At 32.2% G+C, this 15,789-nt stretch carries 22 protein-coding genes and 1 pseudogene; 13 read left to right on the top strand and 10 right to left on the bottom strand.

The genetic code is table 11. The features are described 5' to 3' along the window. Both ACW9W3_RS04775 and ACW9W3_RS04780 read right to left on the bottom strand, forming a co-directional pair. The coding region (locus ACW9W3_RS04775) for a TFIIB-type zinc ribbon-containing protein (RefSeq protein WP_457765137.1) at window positions 1-316 on the bottom strand (316 nt) is incomplete at its 3' end. Window positions 317-449: 133 nt separating this feature from the next. Next, complete coding sequence (locus ACW9W3_RS04780; protein ID WP_457765022.1) at window positions 450-878, bottom strand: hypothetical protein; 429 nt, start codon at window positions 876-878, stop codon at window positions 450-452. Between the two features lie 103 nt (window positions 879-981). Between ACW9W3_RS04780 and ACW9W3_RS04785 the strand changes: the two genes are divergently transcribed. After that, window positions 982-1,845 carry a prohibitin family protein gene (locus ACW9W3_RS04785; RefSeq protein WP_457765023.1) on the top strand — a complete coding sequence of 288 codons (864 nt, stop codon included), beginning with the start codon at window positions 982-984 and terminating at the stop codon, window positions 1,843-1,845. A gap of 15 nt (window positions 1,846-1,860) precedes the next feature. On the opposite strand, the gene ACW9W3_RS04790 is transcribed toward ACW9W3_RS04785, so the two are convergent. Together ACW9W3_RS04790 and ACW9W3_RS04795 are read right to left on the bottom strand one after the other, a co-directional pair. Further along, the gene (locus tag ACW9W3_RS04790) at window positions 1,861-2,160 is read right to left on the bottom strand and encodes a hypothetical protein (RefSeq protein WP_457765024.1); all 300 of its coding nucleotides are present in this window, start codon (window positions 2,158-2,160) and stop codon (window positions 1,861-1,863) included. Window positions 2,161-2,414: 254 nt separating this feature from the next. Then, the gene (locus ACW9W3_RS04795; protein WP_457765025.1) at window positions 2,415-2,624 is read right to left on the bottom strand and encodes a hypothetical protein; all 210 of its coding nucleotides are present in this window, start codon (window positions 2,622-2,624) and stop codon (window positions 2,415-2,417) included. Window positions 2,625-2,791: 167 nt separating this feature from the next. Here ACW9W3_RS04795 and ACW9W3_RS04800 point away from each other — a divergent pair, with 167 nt between their 5' ends. Together ACW9W3_RS04800 and ACW9W3_RS04805 are read left to right on the top strand one after the other, a co-directional pair. After that, a complete protein-coding gene (locus ACW9W3_RS04800) occupies window positions 2,792-3,601 on the top strand; it encodes a PKD domain-containing protein (protein WP_457765026.1) in 810 nt (269 codons plus the stop codon). A gap of 73 nt (window positions 3,602-3,674) precedes the next feature. Beyond that, entirely contained in the window at window positions 3,675-4,151 is a 477-nt protein-coding gene (locus tag ACW9W3_RS04805) for a hypothetical protein (RefSeq protein WP_457765027.1), read from the top strand. Window positions 4,152-4,156: 5 nt separating this feature from the next. Here ACW9W3_RS04805 and ACW9W3_RS04810 read toward each other — a convergent pair whose 3' ends face one another. Further along, window positions 4,157-5,026, bottom strand: a complete 870-nt coding sequence (locus tag ACW9W3_RS04810) for a methyltransferase domain-containing protein (protein WP_457765028.1) — start codon at window positions 5,024-5,026, stop codon at window positions 4,157-4,159. Between the two features lie 91 nt (window positions 5,027-5,117). Here ACW9W3_RS04810 and ACW9W3_RS04815 point away from each other — a divergent pair, with 91 nt between their 5' ends. Beyond that, window positions 5,118-6,311 (top strand): hypothetical protein, encoded by a 1,194-nt coding sequence (locus ACW9W3_RS04815; protein WP_457765029.1) that lies wholly within the window; start codon window positions 5,118-5,120, stop codon window positions 6,309-6,311. Window positions 6,312-6,315: 4 nt separating this feature from the next. Continuing rightward, the gene (locus ACW9W3_RS04820; RefSeq protein WP_457765030.1) at window positions 6,316-7,134 is read left to right on the top strand and encodes a SirB1 family protein; all 819 of its coding nucleotides are present in this window, start codon (window positions 6,316-6,318) and stop codon (window positions 7,132-7,134) included. Here ACW9W3_RS04820 and ACW9W3_RS04825 read toward each other — a convergent pair. Both ACW9W3_RS04825 and ACW9W3_RS04830 read right to left on the bottom strand, forming a co-directional pair. After that, window positions 7,131-7,301 carry a hypothetical protein gene (locus tag ACW9W3_RS04825; RefSeq protein WP_457765031.1) on the bottom strand — a complete coding sequence of 57 codons (171 nt, stop codon included), beginning with the start codon at window positions 7,299-7,301 and terminating at the stop codon, window positions 7,131-7,133. The genes ACW9W3_RS04820 and ACW9W3_RS04825 overlap by 4 nt on opposite strands. 137 nt (window positions 7,302-7,438) lie before the next feature. Continuing rightward, window positions 7,439-8,878, bottom strand: a complete 1,440-nt coding sequence (locus ACW9W3_RS04830; protein WP_457765032.1) for a thrombospondin type 3 repeat-containing protein — start codon at window positions 8,876-8,878, stop codon at window positions 7,439-7,441. Window positions 8,879-9,156: 278 nt separating this feature from the next. Between ACW9W3_RS04830 and ACW9W3_RS04835 the strand changes: the two genes are divergently transcribed. Both ACW9W3_RS04835 and ACW9W3_RS04840 read left to right on the top strand, forming a co-directional pair. After that, window positions 9,157-9,672, top strand: a complete 516-nt coding sequence (locus ACW9W3_RS04835) for a winged helix-turn-helix transcriptional regulator (protein WP_457765033.1) — start codon at window positions 9,157-9,159, stop codon at window positions 9,670-9,672. A gap of 51 nt (window positions 9,673-9,723) precedes the next feature. Beyond that, a complete protein-coding gene (locus ACW9W3_RS04840; protein WP_457765034.1) occupies window positions 9,724-10,071 on the top strand; it encodes a hypothetical protein in 348 nt (115 codons plus the stop codon). 208 nt (window positions 10,072-10,279) lie between these two features. Here ACW9W3_RS04840 and ACW9W3_RS04845 read toward each other — a convergent pair whose 3' ends face one another. Next, window positions 10,280-11,041: a hypothetical protein gene (locus ACW9W3_RS04845; RefSeq protein WP_457765035.1), complete on the bottom strand. Its 762-nt coding sequence runs from the start codon at window positions 11,039-11,041 to the stop codon at window positions 10,280-10,282. A 141-nt stretch (window positions 11,042-11,182) separates the two neighbouring features. On the opposite strand from ACW9W3_RS04845, the gene ACW9W3_RS04850 reads away from it, so the two are divergent. Both ACW9W3_RS04850 and ACW9W3_RS04855 read left to right on the top strand, forming a co-directional pair. Beyond that, window positions 11,183-11,815 carry a hypothetical protein gene (locus tag ACW9W3_RS04850; protein ID WP_457765036.1) on the top strand — a complete coding sequence of 211 codons (633 nt, stop codon included), beginning with the start codon at window positions 11,183-11,185 and terminating at the stop codon, window positions 11,813-11,815. Between the two features lie 110 nt (window positions 11,816-11,925). Continuing rightward, a complete protein-coding gene (locus tag ACW9W3_RS04855) occupies window positions 11,926-12,813 on the top strand; it encodes a hypothetical protein (protein ID WP_457765037.1) in 888 nt (295 codons plus the stop codon). A 66-nt stretch (window positions 12,814-12,879) separates the two neighbouring features. Here the strand turns inward: ACW9W3_RS04855 and ACW9W3_RS04860 are convergent. Next, window positions 12,880-13,140: pseudogene (locus tag ACW9W3_RS04860) on the bottom strand (multicopper oxidase domain-containing protein); the annotation flags it as partial. A gap of 301 nt (window positions 13,141-13,441) precedes the next feature. On the opposite strand from ACW9W3_RS04860, the gene ACW9W3_RS04865 reads away from it, so the two are divergent. Continuing rightward, window positions 13,442-13,591 carry a hypothetical protein gene (locus ACW9W3_RS04865; protein WP_457765038.1) on the top strand — a complete coding sequence of 50 codons (150 nt, stop codon included), beginning with the start codon at window positions 13,442-13,444 and terminating at the stop codon, window positions 13,589-13,591. 100 nt (window positions 13,592-13,691) lie between these two features. Here ACW9W3_RS04865 and ACW9W3_RS04870 read toward each other — a convergent pair whose 3' ends face one another. Next, the gene (locus ACW9W3_RS04870; RefSeq protein WP_457765039.1) at window positions 13,692-14,237 is read right to left on the bottom strand and encodes a hypothetical protein; all 546 of its coding nucleotides are present in this window, start codon (window positions 14,235-14,237) and stop codon (window positions 13,692-13,694) included. Between the two features lie 312 nt (window positions 14,238-14,549). Between ACW9W3_RS04870 and ACW9W3_RS04875 the strand changes: the two genes are divergently transcribed. From ACW9W3_RS04875 to ACW9W3_RS04885, 3 genes are all read left to right on the top strand, one after another. After that, the gene (locus ACW9W3_RS04875; RefSeq protein WP_457765040.1) at window positions 14,550-14,795 is read left to right on the top strand and encodes an Lrp/AsnC ligand binding domain-containing protein; all 246 of its coding nucleotides are present in this window, start codon (window positions 14,550-14,552) and stop codon (window positions 14,793-14,795) included. Between the two features lie 208 nt (window positions 14,796-15,003). After that, complete coding sequence (locus ACW9W3_RS04880; protein ID WP_457765041.1) at window positions 15,004-15,444, top strand: metal-dependent transcriptional regulator; 441 nt, start codon at window positions 15,004-15,006, stop codon at window positions 15,442-15,444. A 2-nt stretch (window positions 15,445-15,446) separates the two neighbouring features. Continuing rightward, the gene (locus ACW9W3_RS04885; RefSeq protein WP_457765042.1) at window positions 15,447-15,752 is read left to right on the top strand and encodes a hypothetical protein; all 306 of its coding nucleotides are present in this window, start codon (window positions 15,447-15,449) and stop codon (window positions 15,750-15,752) included. Window positions 15,753-15,789: the final 37 nt, after the last annotated feature.

The raw sequence follows: 15,789 nt of genomic DNA on the forward strand, positions 1-15,789 counted from the left end.
CAAGAGCTTGTCTCAAGTTTCTATCAACTGGTTCATGGACTTGACTTCTATTATCCCAAGTTCTTAATCTCTCAATTGTACTTTTCATTGATGTTGAAAGTGGTTTTCCAGATGCGTCTTTGTTTAAGGGATTAATTACAGTAGACAATCCCATATCATGCATTAAAAGTGATGATGGAGCACCAGTTCTTGCGGGATCTGCACCGCCATCTTTTTGAAACGATCTCCATTCAGGACCTGACTCTTGAGTTTTTTCAGAAACAACATAACCACATTTAGAGCAAAATTGTTCACCGGTAGTATCATCAGTTAACATAGAATTTTTTCCACATCGCATGCAACTAGCATTTTGATTTGAACTTACCAAACAAACTCACCTGTTTTTCCACCCATGTGAATCATGTAGAGTTACCACCGCACGCTAATTTAAACCGAGTATGATGCGCATTTTATGAATAATATTCCTTAAATCCCTTATCAGTAGGGAGTAATTCGGTTTTGAGGCCAAACAATCCTTGTTTTTGATGTACTTTTAGCATGCCATCCTTTTCCAAAGATTCCAAGATAGATTCGAGTTCTTGATTATCAATTCCAGTATTTTTTTGGATATTTTCAAAGAATTTTGTGCCTCGGTTCAATTCACCCAATACCAACATCGATTTTGTTTGAGGTTTTGAGGTATTAATTTCAGGTTTTGCAGACCCCATTGAAGATTTTTGAGTATTATCATCAAAACCTGGAGAAAATTGATTTTCTTTGATTGTTTGAGATGGCTTGAATCCAATTCCTCTTTTTGCCAATAATCTAGGAATAATTCTTGATAGGGGAATTGCTAAGAAAATTACCAAATAAATCCATGAAAAATTAGGATCTGCCATAAATTACAATATGATTAGATGTCTTAAATCTGTTGAGAACTCTAGTGCTAAGACTTTATGTAAATATGATTGATATAATAGAGGCTAGGGCATACTAGATTCATTGTCAAAGTATCAATCACCTAAAGTTAATGTGAATATGAGTGCAGCAAAAGGTGTTGCAGTAGCAATTCTTCTTTTAATAATTATCGGAGTAGTAGTATCAGCTTCTGTAAAAATAGTAGATGCAGGACACAGGGGAGTTCTATTACACTGGAATGCAGTTGATCTTACAAAACCACCACTTGAAGAAGGAATACATTTTGTAGTTCCATTCCAAGATGAAGTTGTAAATATTGAAGTTCGTACTCTCAAATATGCAAGTGAAGCTAGAAGCGCATCAAGAGATTTGCAAACAGTAGAAACAACTGTCACTGTCAATTATTATCCTGATAAAGAACAAGTTCATACACTATACAAAAATTTAGGACTTGATTATGAAAATAGAGTAATTCAACCAGCAATTGAAGAGACAGTAAAACAGGTAACTGCAAATTACAATGCTGAAGAATTAATTACAAAAAGACCACTGGTCAAACAAGATATCGAATTCTCCATTAGAGAGAGATTAAATCAATTCAATGTTGTAACAGAAGTAATCTCAATTACAGATTTTGAATTCTCTGCATTATTTGCATCTGCAATTGAATCCAAAGTGGAGGCAGAGCAAAATGCACTTAGAGCAGAAAATGACTTGAAAAGAATCGAAGTCGAAGCTAGACAAGCAGAGGCAAATGCCGTAGGTTTAGCCAATGCAAACATTGCCGAAGCCAAAGGTGAGGCTGAAGCCATTGCAATTATCAATAGAGCCTTAGCTGAGAATCCAAACTATTTGGATTGGTTAAAGACACAAGCATGGGATGGGAAATTACCACTTGTAGTTGGTGAAGGCGGAACTCCATTTATTCAAATTCCAGTAAAACCTTAAGTTAGTTAGACAAAGCTATTCTTTGCTTTTTTGAGCATCTCGGATTGCATCATACATTGCAAGAAATTGTTCAGGTTCATTTTGCCTATAATTTTTTTCTAGGTTTTGAATTTCCTTGTGAGTTATTTTTTCACCCTTGTTATCATAATATTCTTTAATGATTTGCGAAGGGGTTTTCTTGATATTGTACTTTTGAAGAGACTGATTAACAGATCTTTTACAATACAAGTCATAAATTAAAAATCGATAAGCAAGATATCCGGATAACCCGACAATTGCAACAATAATGATTGGAATGATAATAATTGATGCCATACTATGGATAGTTGATTTTACTATTTCATTGTTTGTTCTTTTATAGAAAATTTCACTAGGAAATTGTATTCCAAAGAATACTCTTTTTGTATAATTTTTTTAATTTATCCGGTAGAAATTCTACTAAAGTTACAAGTATCACATGGCAGCCAAGAAAAAAGCAGCAGCTAAAACAACAAAAACAAAGGTTTCAAAAAAGAAATAGTCATTTGAGACCTCATTTTTTTATCTAAAAGTTTATTCAAATAAATAATTCAAGATCCACGCATGGAAACTTGATTTCCAACAGTATGGTGTATACCAACAACTAATTCTGAATGTGTAGTTATTACCATCAAAGTTTCACAAGAAAGGCAAAGAACTGATGGAACATAGTCAGCATTTAATTCAGAGGGTCCAATTGTAGCCAATACTGCATCATTTTTCATATCCAGACCATTGCATTGGACACATTTTGAAGGCATAGATGATACTCGTTTAATTTTATTTATGAAATAATGAACCAATCTAGAAAATTTACTCTATAGTAATTCTTAAAGTAATTGTTATTCATCTTCAAAAATGGCTTTATCATAGAATATCAAACTTCAATTAATGATTACAATCCAGCAATTATCAAGGTAAAACAGACATGGCTCTAAGTAATAATGTTAGTTGGGGAATTATCATGTTTGGAACTATGTTGCTCATATTTTATCTGGTTTCTATAATGGATGTGCATATTGAATTTATGGAAAACATAGACAAAGCAATGAACAATGAGAATATTATAAAATACACGTCACTGAAAATTTCAAATCTAACTGCAGATACTGGAAATGATACAATTTCATTCAAATTCAACAGTACGGGTACAAACAAATTTTGGGATTTCGAAAAGTTTGATTTGTTTGTAATTTATAATGCAACCATTAATGATGCAGAAACACTAGTTACAGACAAAATGAATTTCACCGATACTGGTGATGTGGCTTGCTGCCCACCAATTGGGGATTGGGATATTAGTATTCTAAATGACACACGAGATCCCAAAATAATCAATGAAGGGGAAACAGGATATGTTCGGGCAGGATTGTCAAAGAACATGTCAAGTGGTACATTGATTGTAAACTTTGTTACAGATAACGGAGTTGCAATTCATTCATTTTACAAGCCAAATCAATATCCAATAGCTGATGCAGGAGACGACTATACAGAAAGTGCATTATCTTCAGCCTGTAATCACCCATTAGATGGTTCTGGAAGTTATGATCCTGAAGGGGATTCATTAACATATTCTTGGAATGTTTTATCTGGAACTGTATTATCTATTGCTGACGATTCTGCAGAGACTACTACATTTTTAGGAAATTGTTTGGCAGACGTGGTTGTTTTTGAACTTTCAGTTTCAGACACTATACCAAAGACAAAATCAGATACAGTTACAATTACACTTAGTTAAGTTAGAACAAATAAGTACGATTTTTTGAGAATTAGCATGTGGTTTCTTTAAGGAGAAAAAACAAAGTAAAGTAATGCAGTCAAATGATAAAATTTTGGTAATTGCAGCAGTGATAGGTGGAATGATTGCATTAGCAATCATTGTAGGATTTATCGGACAAGGAAATGTAAGACATGTACAAATTTTCTGGCAAGAGAAAGTAGAACATACTGTAATCTTTGAAGATATTGATGGAAAAACTCAGATTAGAGGAATAAAAGGAGTTGCAGGTGAAGTCAACCCCACATTACTTTCACGTACATCTTTTGCATACGTACTAACTGTAATTAATAGTGGAACAACAAATCACAGACTTTACATCGATGGATTTAATGTTCAAACAGATCTTCTTGAACCAGGACAACAAGATATTCTCACGATTTATCCAGATAAGGAAGGGGAATATGCATACTATGACAAAAGACAGAATCTAATCCCATTAGGAAAAATAAAAATTGTTTCAGTAGTAGCAAGTGACGAGTTTCAGGGAATATGGAGAGATTTGATTTAGAAATTTTATTTTTTGCAAATAATCAAATCTACTTTATAGTTTAGTGTTGCACGCGAATTTAGTTTTAGATTCCATGGAATGTGGGAGGGACTTTTTGTTTTGGGAGTTATTTTGAACCCAAATTTCTCCAATTGTATGCGTAATTGAGATCCATCAAGTGGTTTTTTGACAGAATTAATTCCCCTATCAAAGTCATAGGGGTCAGAAATTACAATATATCCCGAAGTAATTTGTTTTGAGATGTGTTTTAGTAAATCAGTAGGTTCGACTAGTTCTAAAATATTTAATGCAATTACGAGATTAAATTGTAATTTTGTAAATACAGAAGATAGGGAATCAGATACAACATAGTCAAGATTATCTTTGTAAGTCTTTTTGGCAATTAGTAAAGCACTAAATGATCTATCAATTCCAAAAACCATTTTGTGAGTATCTGCCATAGATAGACTAGTAATTCCAATAGAGCAGCCATGCTCCAATACAAAATCAGATTTGGGTAATGAATCAAGTTGATTTTTTATAACAGAGTAAAATTTCGAATGCTTGCTATTTTGGTATATTTTTGACCACCTCTCCTCCAGTGCAGTTCTATCATCTTCAAAAACAATTTTCGACATTGATGTTTTCAAGAAATTTTTCATTTTTTGATTAATTGCCAGTTGGTAGAGTTTACCACTCAGAAGCTTACGAGATGACAGATAATTTACAAAGTCATCCCAAAGAATCGGAATTTTTGCAATAATTGGAAATTCAAGTTTGCATTTTTTACATTCCAAAATCCCTTCTTCGATTTCTTTTTTAATTTCAAAGGATTCCAGTTCAAGTTTAGAGCCACATCTAACACATCTCAAGAATTCAATAGTAGATTCTAGCATTTCTGTTTGCTCAGAGATGAATTAACTAATAATTTCTTTGATGAAATGATCAAGATAATGTTAAATGTAGTATTTTTCGATTTTATGCAAATTGGGAGAATTTGAAGAGTTTGCCGAAGCCCTATTTGGCCAATTATCAGTTGAAATTGATGAAGAAAAGGAGATTATGCAGCTTGCAATCAATGCCCGAGAAGACATTGCAAGAAAGGTGGAATTCAAAGGATTAGAAGAGATTGCAAAAGAGATATTTCCGGATTTCAAAGAAAAGGTTCAAGATTTTCTAGGGATTAAAGTTGCAGATGATTTGCAATTAAAATTTCCAGAACTAGAAGATTTGAAGAGACTCAAAGGGGATAAGGTATTTGCAGATTCTGAATCAAAAGAATTTGTAAAGAAACTATTCAACGCAGTTGCAAAAGAAGACTTGAAAAGTATTGCAGAACTAATGAAAGAAAATACTGCAAAATACTTGGTATATTCTACATATGCAATTCAATACATTTCTAAAATTACAACAACATATGGAGATTATCTTGATTCAGTGATTTATCTGAACAAATTCATTTTGTCAAGATATCCACAAATTATTCTCCACAAGCAGGGAGAACCATATGAGTCGAGATTTGAAAATGTCAATTCAGGTTATCTTGGGGCAGTAAAGATGACAGTTCTAGAAGAATTGATTCACTCTACTCAAGGAAATCTTCACCAAATTAACAAAAATGCTGCAATGGAGGTAAACAGAATAAACGAAGAACTTGCAGGAATTATCCTATCACTAGATAATGAGACAGTAAACAGGCTCTCAGAGTATTGTCAGTTGCAGGCAGTACCTGATGATTTTCCGTTTGCAAAAAAAGCAAATCTGTTTTTCTTTTTGAACCCAGATCATTTCTTAATTGAACAGATAGGGCCAGATGTGATGACTTTCACACATGTGGAAATTGATCCAAAGATTGGTGAATCAATTCCACAGTTACTAGACATTTACAAAAGATGGCTAGTTCCGATTCAGCAGCACCATGCAGCATTTACTGCAATGGAGGGAATGGCAGGATTTGCAATTGAAAATATTCTAAAAGAAGACAAGGACTTTCAGAATTATCTTATGACATTTATGGGAACTGACTTTTCATCATACCAGGTAAGAAAGAGTATGGGTAAGGATTTCACTAAAGCAGTATATGAGAAATTAGGCAAGGATACATTCAAAAAAATGATCGAAATTCCACCAAACACAAGAGAACTAAAAGATCCTCAATTATACCTAAAAAAACTGAGTTAATCAATTGGAAGAAAAATTTGATCCACTTGTAGCAGAATGGTTTGCATTTGTAAAAAATCCAAATTTTAATTTGGTAGAAAAATGTCTCAAGTTTGCACAAATTCTTGAATATCCGGATCTAAATGTAGATGATTACATCAAGAAAATTAGTAAGATAGGAATGTCACTCAAAGAGTCAATTAATGATGTAAAAAATCCAACATATCTTATTTCAATGTTAAATGAGCATCTCTTTGAAAATCTAGGATTCAGCGGAGATGATGATGATTATTACAATCCAAAAAACAATTTCCTAAACGAAGTTATTGATAAAAAATCAGGGATTCCAATTACTTTATCAATTCTTTATGTAGAAGTTGCAAAGTTTATTGGGTTGGAACTAAAGATTGCAGGATTTCCTGGCCACATACTGGTAAAATACAACGAAGAGATGATTTTAGATCCGTTCTATGATGGCAGACTAGTAGATATTGATGACTTGCAAGAAATTTTAGATGTTAATTTTGGAGGAGAACTAGAATTTCAGCCAGAATATTTAGATGAAGTAAAACCAGAACAAATTCTAGTTAGAATGACTCGCAATCTAAAAAATTCTTATGTTCAATCATTTGTATATGACAAGGCATTAAGATGTGTCAACATGGTTTTAGCAATAGAACCAGAATCCCCTGAAGACATTAGAGATAAAGGAATTTTGGAAGATCGAATGTTAAATTATGAAGTTGCGTTGAAATATTTGAATAAATATTTGGAGATCAACCCAAACGCAGAAGATGTGGATTTTATTTTAGAATTAATTAGAAGTATAAAATCAAAAAATTAATCAATGATTGAATCTATATCATTGCCTTTCTTAATCATACATATTTCATAACGAGCAATTTTATTTCTAAATGCTTTTTTGAGAATATCAATTTCTGTTCTAAGCAATGCATTTTCATCTTCTAGTTTTGCTACACGCTCATAGATTGTTTCGGCTTCTGAATTCATATTTTATTATTATGAAAAAAATGTCTTAAAAAGTTATGGGTAATTATTTTGATGGACAGGTTAGCTTTTTGGACTATAATTTAGACTAGGAAGTACTGACTAGTTCATTTAATGAGTTGGTTATTCTGAATAAATACTTAGGAAAACGGAGTAATCAATACCAAACCAGCATCATTTGGAGTAAATCTTATCACGGCTATGTCTTCTCCTAAGACATTATTTTTTGCACTCAACTCATTTGGAATCTGACCATTTACAGTTACTGTCATTTTGGATGTGACAAATTCGTTTGGAATGTACATTACAACATGGTGTGGGCTGTCAATAGAAAATGAGATCATGCCAGCTTCTGGAATAAACTGGAAATCAGAAACTATTGCAGAAGTATCTATATCGATAATTTTTGATGTTCCTTCAATAAATTGCGGTTGAAATTTTTTCCTCACATCTTCAGTAAGTGGTTCGATATCATATTTTTCAGAATCTTGAATTTCTAATCGCAAACCTTCAAGACAATAATTTTGTCCTTGTTGATGTTCAATTAGTTTACATGACTTTGAGCCTTCCTCAACATCATGATTGGTGAAAAATGCCAATGTAGTTCCAATAGACATACTGCATTCAACAAAATCAATACTATCTAGTTCAGATTCATTGCAAAGATTAGAAACAGTATCAGAAGTTATCCCTTGTCTAGTGAGAACATTGTCAGTGTATTGCATCATCACTCCTTTCATACATAATCTATTTTGATAAAATGACATTTCATGACATTTTTCTAATGAAGAGTTCAAATATTCACCAAAATAATGTACTAATCCATGTCCCAATCCGTGAACACAGTCTTGATAGTTTGAAGTTCCTATCAATTCATTACAAATTACGTTATAATCAGATGGAAGTGATTTGTTTTTTTCTTGCTCATCATGAAAATAAGCAGACAGCACACCATGAAAATAGCCGCCTCTACACATAGTTCCATCCATTCCAATTAGATTTTCAGCGACATTTGGTTTTTTATTAAATGCAACATGTCCTACTTCATGAGAAACAAAGTGGCAATCATCTATTGCACCCAGTTTAGATAATGCAATGGATAACTCCAAAGCATCTGAATTATTGTCCTCATGTTCAGCTAAAACCCCAAAGAAATTAGAATAACATAACAGACGTGAAGAACCATCATCCATTTCAGCACAATCTTTTATGTTTTGGAGATATTTTGTTGCTAAAACCTCTGAAGATAAAGTAGGAACATCATCCATTATATCCAATATACCATCATTATCGTCGTCTTCATCTGCTGTTGAGCCTATTCCATCAAAATCAAAATCGGCCCATTCTGTGGGATCATCATCAAAAACATCTAATTCATCAACAATACCGTCATTGTCATCGTCTATATCACAAGGATCTCCTATAGAGTCATTGTCAAAATCTGACTGGTCATTGTTGCTAATCTCTATACAGTTATCTAATTTATCTGCAATTTGATCATCATCATTATCAATATCAAACAACATAACATCTGAAAATACCCCCAAAGCCATCAAACCCACTAGGATGAAAATTACCATCACAGCAAAAATGACAAATTTATGAAAATTTTCTAGCAATTATAATTTCTTGACAAATTTTGATATACTTTCTTTATGATACAAGATTGAATTTAAGGTAGGAATGATGAAGTCATAAGAGGTCGTTCTAAAAATATGCGTATTTCCTACCAATCTCAACTAGCAAATATAGTTTAAACATTATATGATACAAGTCTAGATCTGAGAAAACAAAATTTATCAAAAAACTGTAATTATTTGTAGAATAGGTTAAATCTGTGATTTAATGAATAAAATGCATGGATGAAATTTTAGAATCCCCCAAAGGTAAGATTTTAGACTTTATTATGAATAATCCTAGCTCTCATCTCAGAAAGATCAAAAACAATCTAGGGTTTTCCATGGGGACTGTACAATACTATCTTAATATGCTTGAAAGGGAAGGGAAAATCAAATCAACTAAAACAAAATTTTACAAAAACTATTACCATATCAATGAGTCTGACGATAAAATACTTTCAGTATTAAATTTGGATTCTCCACGAAATATTGTAATATTTTTGATTCAGCATGAGCCATCCACGCATCAAGAAATAGCTAATGGTGTTGGATTATCATCTTCCACAATAAGTTGGCACATGAAAAGACTGATAGAATTACAAGTTGTTCAAACAGAATATTCTGGAAAATATACAGTATACCGTCTTATAGACAGAAATAATGTACTAAGCAACATTAACAAATGTAAATCAACTGTATGGAACACTATGGTAGGTAACATGACAGATTTATTTTCAGCATTTGATGAAAAATAATTATAGGTACTAGATAGAATGTTTAACTCTCAGTTATCGTTTCTATCAAAAATGTCATTACAATTTGATTACTTGAATCCGTTTGATGATCCAATAGATGTTGTCACTCAAGATGATTTGATTGCAGGTTCTGTTTCTGTTGCTATTGCATGTTTTTCCATACTTTTAACAATAATGGCAATATCAGCCTACAAAAAGACACGAATTCCTCAACTAAAATTTGTTGCAGCTGCTTTTTCATTATTTACAATATATCTAGGAATTGAAGCACTCCAAGAACTATTACCATTTGATGATGATTCATTTGATTTGGTTTTATCCGTAATTATGCTGAGTATTCTAATCAGTTTCTTTTTTGGAATAATGAGGAAAAAGAAAAACCATCTAGAGAAACCCTAATCGTCCATTAATCTTATTGTTAGGACTAGATCTGAGAATAACATTACAGCAAGGACATCGAAATTTATTAATTCTTAAAAATCTACGACAGCACGAATACCATTTGAAACCATTTCCATAACTTAGTTTATTGGAAATCCCATCAAGTTTGAAATTGTCACATTTGTTATTACACAGAAACACCAATCTTTACACTGTGAATATCCATCTAATCCTTAATTTTCATCGTTAACTCAAGAGATAGATGTATTGGGGTTTTGTCTTCTTTTGTCAATCCAAGTAATTGATTCTCAAAAGAAATGACAGGATCTTCATTATTTATGATTGAACCCTGTACAGTTCCAGTCATATCAAGATATGGATCTCTATGATCATCATGTTTGATACTAATTGAAATTATGCCTTTATCCAAAATTACAGAGCCGCCTCCAATTACAAAAGTATGACCACCAACATTGAGAGTTCCACTTTTAATTTTAAATTCATCTAGTTTTGTACCTGAAACTGGATTTAATTCAAAATTCAGTCGTGCATGCTCAGACAAATGTGCTGCACCCTCATAGCCACTACCATCACCAGAAAGAATGAAAGTTTGCTTTTCTAATTGTATTATTTTTTTCTCAAGAGATACTTTGGGTTCAACGTGTTTTATCTCATTCTCAACATGTTGAATTATTGGTTCTTCAGGTATTGATTGAATTGATTCAGATTTCTTTTTAGAATTTGATAGTGTAGGTTCACTTAAGACAGGTTGAGAAGGTGGAGGCGCAATATTTTCTTGAAGAATTTCTTCAATAATAGAGAGTTCTCTTTGTTCAAGAGAGTTTTCATTAAACAATACATCAGAAATTTCATCAGACCCAGCTTGTAACGCACTAAAAACATTATCTGCAAATCCAAAAATCCACACACTAGAAACAATACCAATCACAATAGCTAATAATCCAAACTTATCAGTTCTAGTTTGCAATGTTTTTTTTATTATAGTTTGCATTTAGAACTTTATGATACAAGATTGAATTTGAACTGTACGTAATTAATTTTATTGTAGATTAAGATTGCTATTTTATTGTTAATAATCACTAAAAGAAAAAATGAAAAATAATATTCAATGACTAGAAATAATTCAAAACATGTAATCTATAGCACGATATTTGGAATCTTGTTATTATCAACTGTTTCAGTAAATGAATCGGTTCAAGCATTTGCACAAACAATGCAAGACAATGATTTTACAGTAAGAAATGACGAACAAATTAACAAAGATCCTGTTGCAAAGTCAATACTGGAAAAGATAGAGATGATGAAAAAGCAAATGGCCCAAATCAAAGATGAAAAGAAAAAACAACAAGAACACCAAAAATTCATTGATCAACAAAGAGCCGTTGCAAAACAAGAATTGAACAAAGAACTTGACAGAATGACTGAAAAATACAAAGATCATACGCCAAAGGCATCCTTTACCAGTTTTGTGTCTTCAAAACCTGCTGAAACTCAGTTAGTGTACTGGGATATGTTCAATTTTCAGCAGCAAAAGGTATCGGAGGCACGAAAAGCAATGAAATTAGTTCTAGATGATGGTGGTTCACTTCAAGAAGCAAGAGAGGCATATCACAATGCAGGTGCCATCAAAAGAGTGCAACTAATTGACATTACCAAAGACCTCAACATCAAGCATGGATTGGCAGATGGTTCAGTTCAATCTACTTTTGACAAGTATGGAAAACTTCCAAGGTATGATTAACTAATCTCTTTTTTTCCTAATACAATCCTCGATCCGACTCTAGAAATTTCAAATCCATTGATCATTTTTTTGAATACTGTGGATTAACTTTATTTTTTCAAATCAAACGCATGTACAAAATAACTTCTATAGTACTACTATCATGCATGATGGGGCTTTTTCTTGCAAACCCTGCATGGGCAGTAGAAGATTTCATGCTTACTGTCAGTAGTTTGTCAGAGTATGAAAAAGGTCAGCATTCAACGATATATGGGGAAACAATTACTTTGGATGACGAACCTGTTTCCAAAGTTTTGATTAGCGTGTACTTTCCTTCTGGAATCATCAAAACCTCAACTAATTCAACAGGTCAGTTTTCAGTGACATCTCCTGTTCCTGTAGAAATTGGAGAAGATAACATCACAGTCTATGCAAAAAAAGATAACAGATACACAAGTGCAGAAATCACATACCAAGTAATTGAAAGTAAAACAAAAAAAATTCAAGAACCAGTGATAAAAACTCCAATAATAACTGATAAAAAAATTGAGTTGGATCCTTTTTCAAAAATGATACAAGAGATTGAAAAACAAAAAAATGATGAAGTAAAAAGAGAAACAAGCATCAAAGAGAAACAAGAAATTGATAAGAAGAGGCAACTTGCCAAAGAGGATCTGCAGAACGACTTGAAAGAATCTGAAAAGAGAAATGAATCCAATAGTCCCAGAAATGTTTTCTACAGATTCATACAGGAGGTAGATAGTTCTGTTAGAGCAATATTCTGGCAACAATTTTTGTTTACAGAAAAAATTTCTCAACATGCACAGGATGCCAAAGAAGAAGCACTCAAAGATGGAAAATCATCATTTGAAGCCATGAAAATCTTTCAGCAAGAAGCTGCTGTAACGCAAAAAGAAATCATGGATGTCAATAAGAATCTGAGCGTGAAATATGGAAATTCTACATTAGATGTCCAAGATATGTTTGATGAGAATGGAAAATTTCCTAGAGAAGACTAACATTTGAGAACAAATTTTTGTTTTTTTTCATAGATGGATTGCATAGTGATATTGAAATTATTATTTGAAACTTAAGGTTGGTGCAGGAACTGTTCCATTGTACGTCCAGACTTTGGCTTTGACGCCAGGTGACACTTCAATTTCAGCATCTTGAGCAATTAACGTATAAGATAATGTCTTAGGGTTGGGATTTGTAAATTTAGGACATACATCAGATGATTCAGCAGTAGTTGTTTGAATTTCTGGAGATTGAATAAATGCAACAAATGCAACACTGAATCCGATTATAACTCCCACTATAACAAACATTGTTGTATTTTGTTTCATCAGATTATTCTCCTATAACACTAATGATAGTACCACTATAGAAACAATTGCAATAACGTAGAATCCATAAAATGCCTTTTTGTGGCGAGGTATTACACGTTTTACTTTTTGTTTTAGTGTAAATGTCATCACATAATCTCCATTAGTGTAAATCGAGAACATTGTGTAAAAAATATGCGGTTATTTTCTTGTCTAGGGAAATATTGTTCGCGCATGAAATAGATACAATACTCTTGATGATTAACAAGGGTAAGCTAAAGAGCTTACCATAGTCTATCTTCAACTATTGTCAACTATAATCATGAAATCACAACAAATCTCAAACTGGGACAAAATGGTTCATGCCCCTTTCAAAAAGGTTGTAAAATTCGATCTCATCTGCATTGGAATAGGTGTAGTAATTGGAATTGGTGCAGGTGCCTATCTTGTTGCTAGCGGTATCTTAGGCTAGCAATATTATTTTTTTAAATTCAACTCCCAAGAGAGAATAAAAAGCATATAGCCAAATCGTCAATCAGACTTTGAACTAATTTGGCAAATTTGAAATCAGTTTATTTTAGAGATTTTGATTTTATTTCTAACATGATTGAATTTTCAGTATATTCGGATTGGATGTTAGCACCCAACTCAAAGAAGATAGTGTTGTAATAAGTTTCAAAAAATAAAGACCATCGCTCTCCCATATCATGATATAATACCAATCGGATTGTATCCTTTTCTCGATATTCTTTCAAAGTAAAATCAGATGATTTTGCCCTATTTTTCAATATGGAAATCCATTCATCAATACCATATTTTCCACGCATAGATAATGCAATTTCTTTGGCTCCACCTTCTGCAGAATTTCTTGCAATTTGAATTATAGTTTCATTATCTAGAGTTTTAATAATTTCCTTCATTGCAGATTTTAACATGACAACCCATCCAACTTCAGGTGCCAACAGATTCCAGTTTATGTGAGAGTCAAAAATACGATTAACATACGTATTGAGGCTCAGATGATCTTCTCTCGAAATAGTCTTTAATGATTCAAGAATCTTTTTGTTAATTCTAAAACTTGCATGTTCAGTTTCTGGCTTTTTATTCTCATTTTTCACAATTATATTCAAAAACCCACTGATTTTAATCTAGATATGAAAATATCTTTTTACACTTGTTTAACGATTGTATGACATTTTACCACAATGTATACTCAGTCATTATATTCATTGAAAATGTACCTAGATTATGATTAGAACATATTGTGAACAAATTCATCCACATTATAATTACAAAACACCCTCATTAGAAATACAAATTTTGAGAAATTCTAATCACGAAATTAGGAAAAAAACTAAAATTAAAAAGGAGGAAAATATTATCATTTCTTTTTTCCATAATAAATTAGATCAATTTTGGAGATTTGATAAATGAAGGATACTTCTAGTGTTGTATTTGTTTTTATAATGTGTAAACATGAATCAATGAATTTTATAATAAATCAATTAAATGAGATCGATGTTGTGAAAGAATCCACATTAGTAGATGGCCCATGGAGGATCGTTGTAAAATTACAATCTACTGGTTTGGACCATTTACGTGATGCCATCCAATGGAAACTCAGAAAGATGGAAGGGGTGGAATCTACTTTATCATTAGTGGAGTACATAAAATAAGGATGAGATAGAAATCATGAAAGATAATTCTAAAAACATTATAAATCTAAAAGAGGTATTTTGTAGATCATGAAAACTTGTATTGTGTGTGGAAGAAAATTTGAGCATTGGTGCGATGATGTTTGTTCTACAGAATGCTCAAATGAATTGGAGCATTGAAAATAGTGTGAGTAGAAAAAATGAAAAATATAATTTTTGAGAGTGTAAAATGACTGATGAAGCATTATTTGTTGGAACAGCAGAAGCAGAACACATAGAGATGTATCTCAAAGCAGTTTGGCATCTTAAAGAAAGGGATGAAGCGGTAAAAATTAACACAATTGCAAAAATGCTCAACATCAGACAGCCAAGTGTTGTTCAAATGCTCAAAAAATTAAACAGTAAAAATCTTGTAAATTATAACAAGTCAGGAGTGAAACTAACTGACGAGGGTGAAAAAATAGGAGCAAGCATGATGAGAAATAGTCGATTACTTGAAGTTCTCATGGATAGTGCATTAAAAGTAGAAATTGACGAGGAAATGGTTTGTGGAATTGAGCATCATATGAAAAAACAATTTACAGATGCTTTATGTATAATGCTAAAACATCCGAGAAAATGCCCTCATGGTCATGAAATTCCAATGGGCGAATGTTGTTCAAAAAGATAAAAATGAATGATTCAGAATTCAAACAATCTATAGAAGATAGTCTTAACGCATCAATTGAAGCATATAATGAAATAAAGCCATCAGAAAAAGTATTAAAAAAATTTGTCAAACAGTTTGGAAATGTTGAAAATCCGTATGATTTTATGTATGGGTATTTTATGGGAGATCTTCAAGGGATTGCCTTTGCTACAGCTCAATGTAAATTAGGAAGAGACATGAATTTCGAAGAAAGAGAAAATATTTCTAAAATGATAAAGAGTAAGATAGCCATTGTAGAAGAAATAATCAAAAACATAAAGAATAATTGAAAAACAAAATACATTATTAACATACAACAAATACGGC

This window comes from Candidatus Nitrosopumilus sp. bin_68KS (assembly GCF_054095825.1).

Coding starts and splice junctions, on each gene's coding strand:
- ACW9W3_RS04880 (WP_457765041.1), top strand. CDS start 15,004: ATGACTGATGAAGCATTATTTGTTGGAACAGCAGAAGCAGAACACATA.
- ACW9W3_RS04805 (WP_457765027.1), top strand. CDS start 3,675: ATGCAGTCAAATGATAAAATTTTGGTAATTGCAGCAGTGATAGGTGGA.
- ACW9W3_RS04810 (WP_457765028.1), bottom strand. CDS start 5,026: ATGCTAGAATCTACTATTGAATTCTTGAGATGTGTTAGATGTGGCTCT.
- ACW9W3_RS04835 (WP_457765033.1), top strand. CDS start 9,157: ATGGATGAAATTTTAGAATCCCCCAAAGGTAAGATTTTAGACTTTATT.
- ACW9W3_RS04830 (WP_457765032.1), bottom strand. CDS start 8,878: ATGGTAATTTTCATCCTAGTGGGTTTGATGGCTTTGGGGGTATTTTCA.
- ACW9W3_RS04885 (WP_457765042.1), top strand. CDS start 15,447: ATGAATGATTCAGAATTCAAACAATCTATAGAAGATAGTCTTAACGCA.
- ACW9W3_RS04825 (WP_457765031.1), bottom strand. CDS start 7,301: ATGAATTCAGAAGCCGAAACAATCTATGAGCGTGTAGCAAAACTAGAA.
- ACW9W3_RS04865 (WP_457765038.1), top strand. CDS start 13,442: ATGAAATCACAACAAATCTCAAACTGGGACAAAATGGTTCATGCCCCT.
- ACW9W3_RS04840 (WP_457765034.1), top strand. CDS start 9,724: ATGTCATTACAATTTGATTACTTGAATCCGTTTGATGATCCAATAGAT.
- ACW9W3_RS04790 (WP_457765024.1), bottom strand. CDS start 2,160: ATGGCATCAATTATTATCATTCCAATCATTATTGTTGCAATTGTCGGG.
- ACW9W3_RS04795 (WP_457765025.1), bottom strand. CDS start 2,624: ATGCCTTCAAAATGTGTCCAATGCAATGGTCTGGATATGAAAAATGAT.
- ACW9W3_RS04780 (WP_457765022.1), bottom strand. CDS start 878: ATGGCAGATCCTAATTTTTCATGGATTTATTTGGTAATTTTCTTAGCA.
- ACW9W3_RS04855 (WP_457765037.1), top strand. CDS start 11,926: ATGTACAAAATAACTTCTATAGTACTACTATCATGCATGATGGGGCTT.
- ACW9W3_RS04850 (WP_457765036.1), top strand. CDS start 11,183: ATGACTAGAAATAATTCAAAACATGTAATCTATAGCACGATATTTGGA.
- ACW9W3_RS04875 (WP_457765040.1), top strand. CDS start 14,550: ATGAAGGATACTTCTAGTGTTGTATTTGTTTTTATAATGTGTAAACAT.
- ACW9W3_RS04800 (WP_457765026.1), top strand. CDS start 2,792: ATGGCTCTAAGTAATAATGTTAGTTGGGGAATTATCATGTTTGGAACT.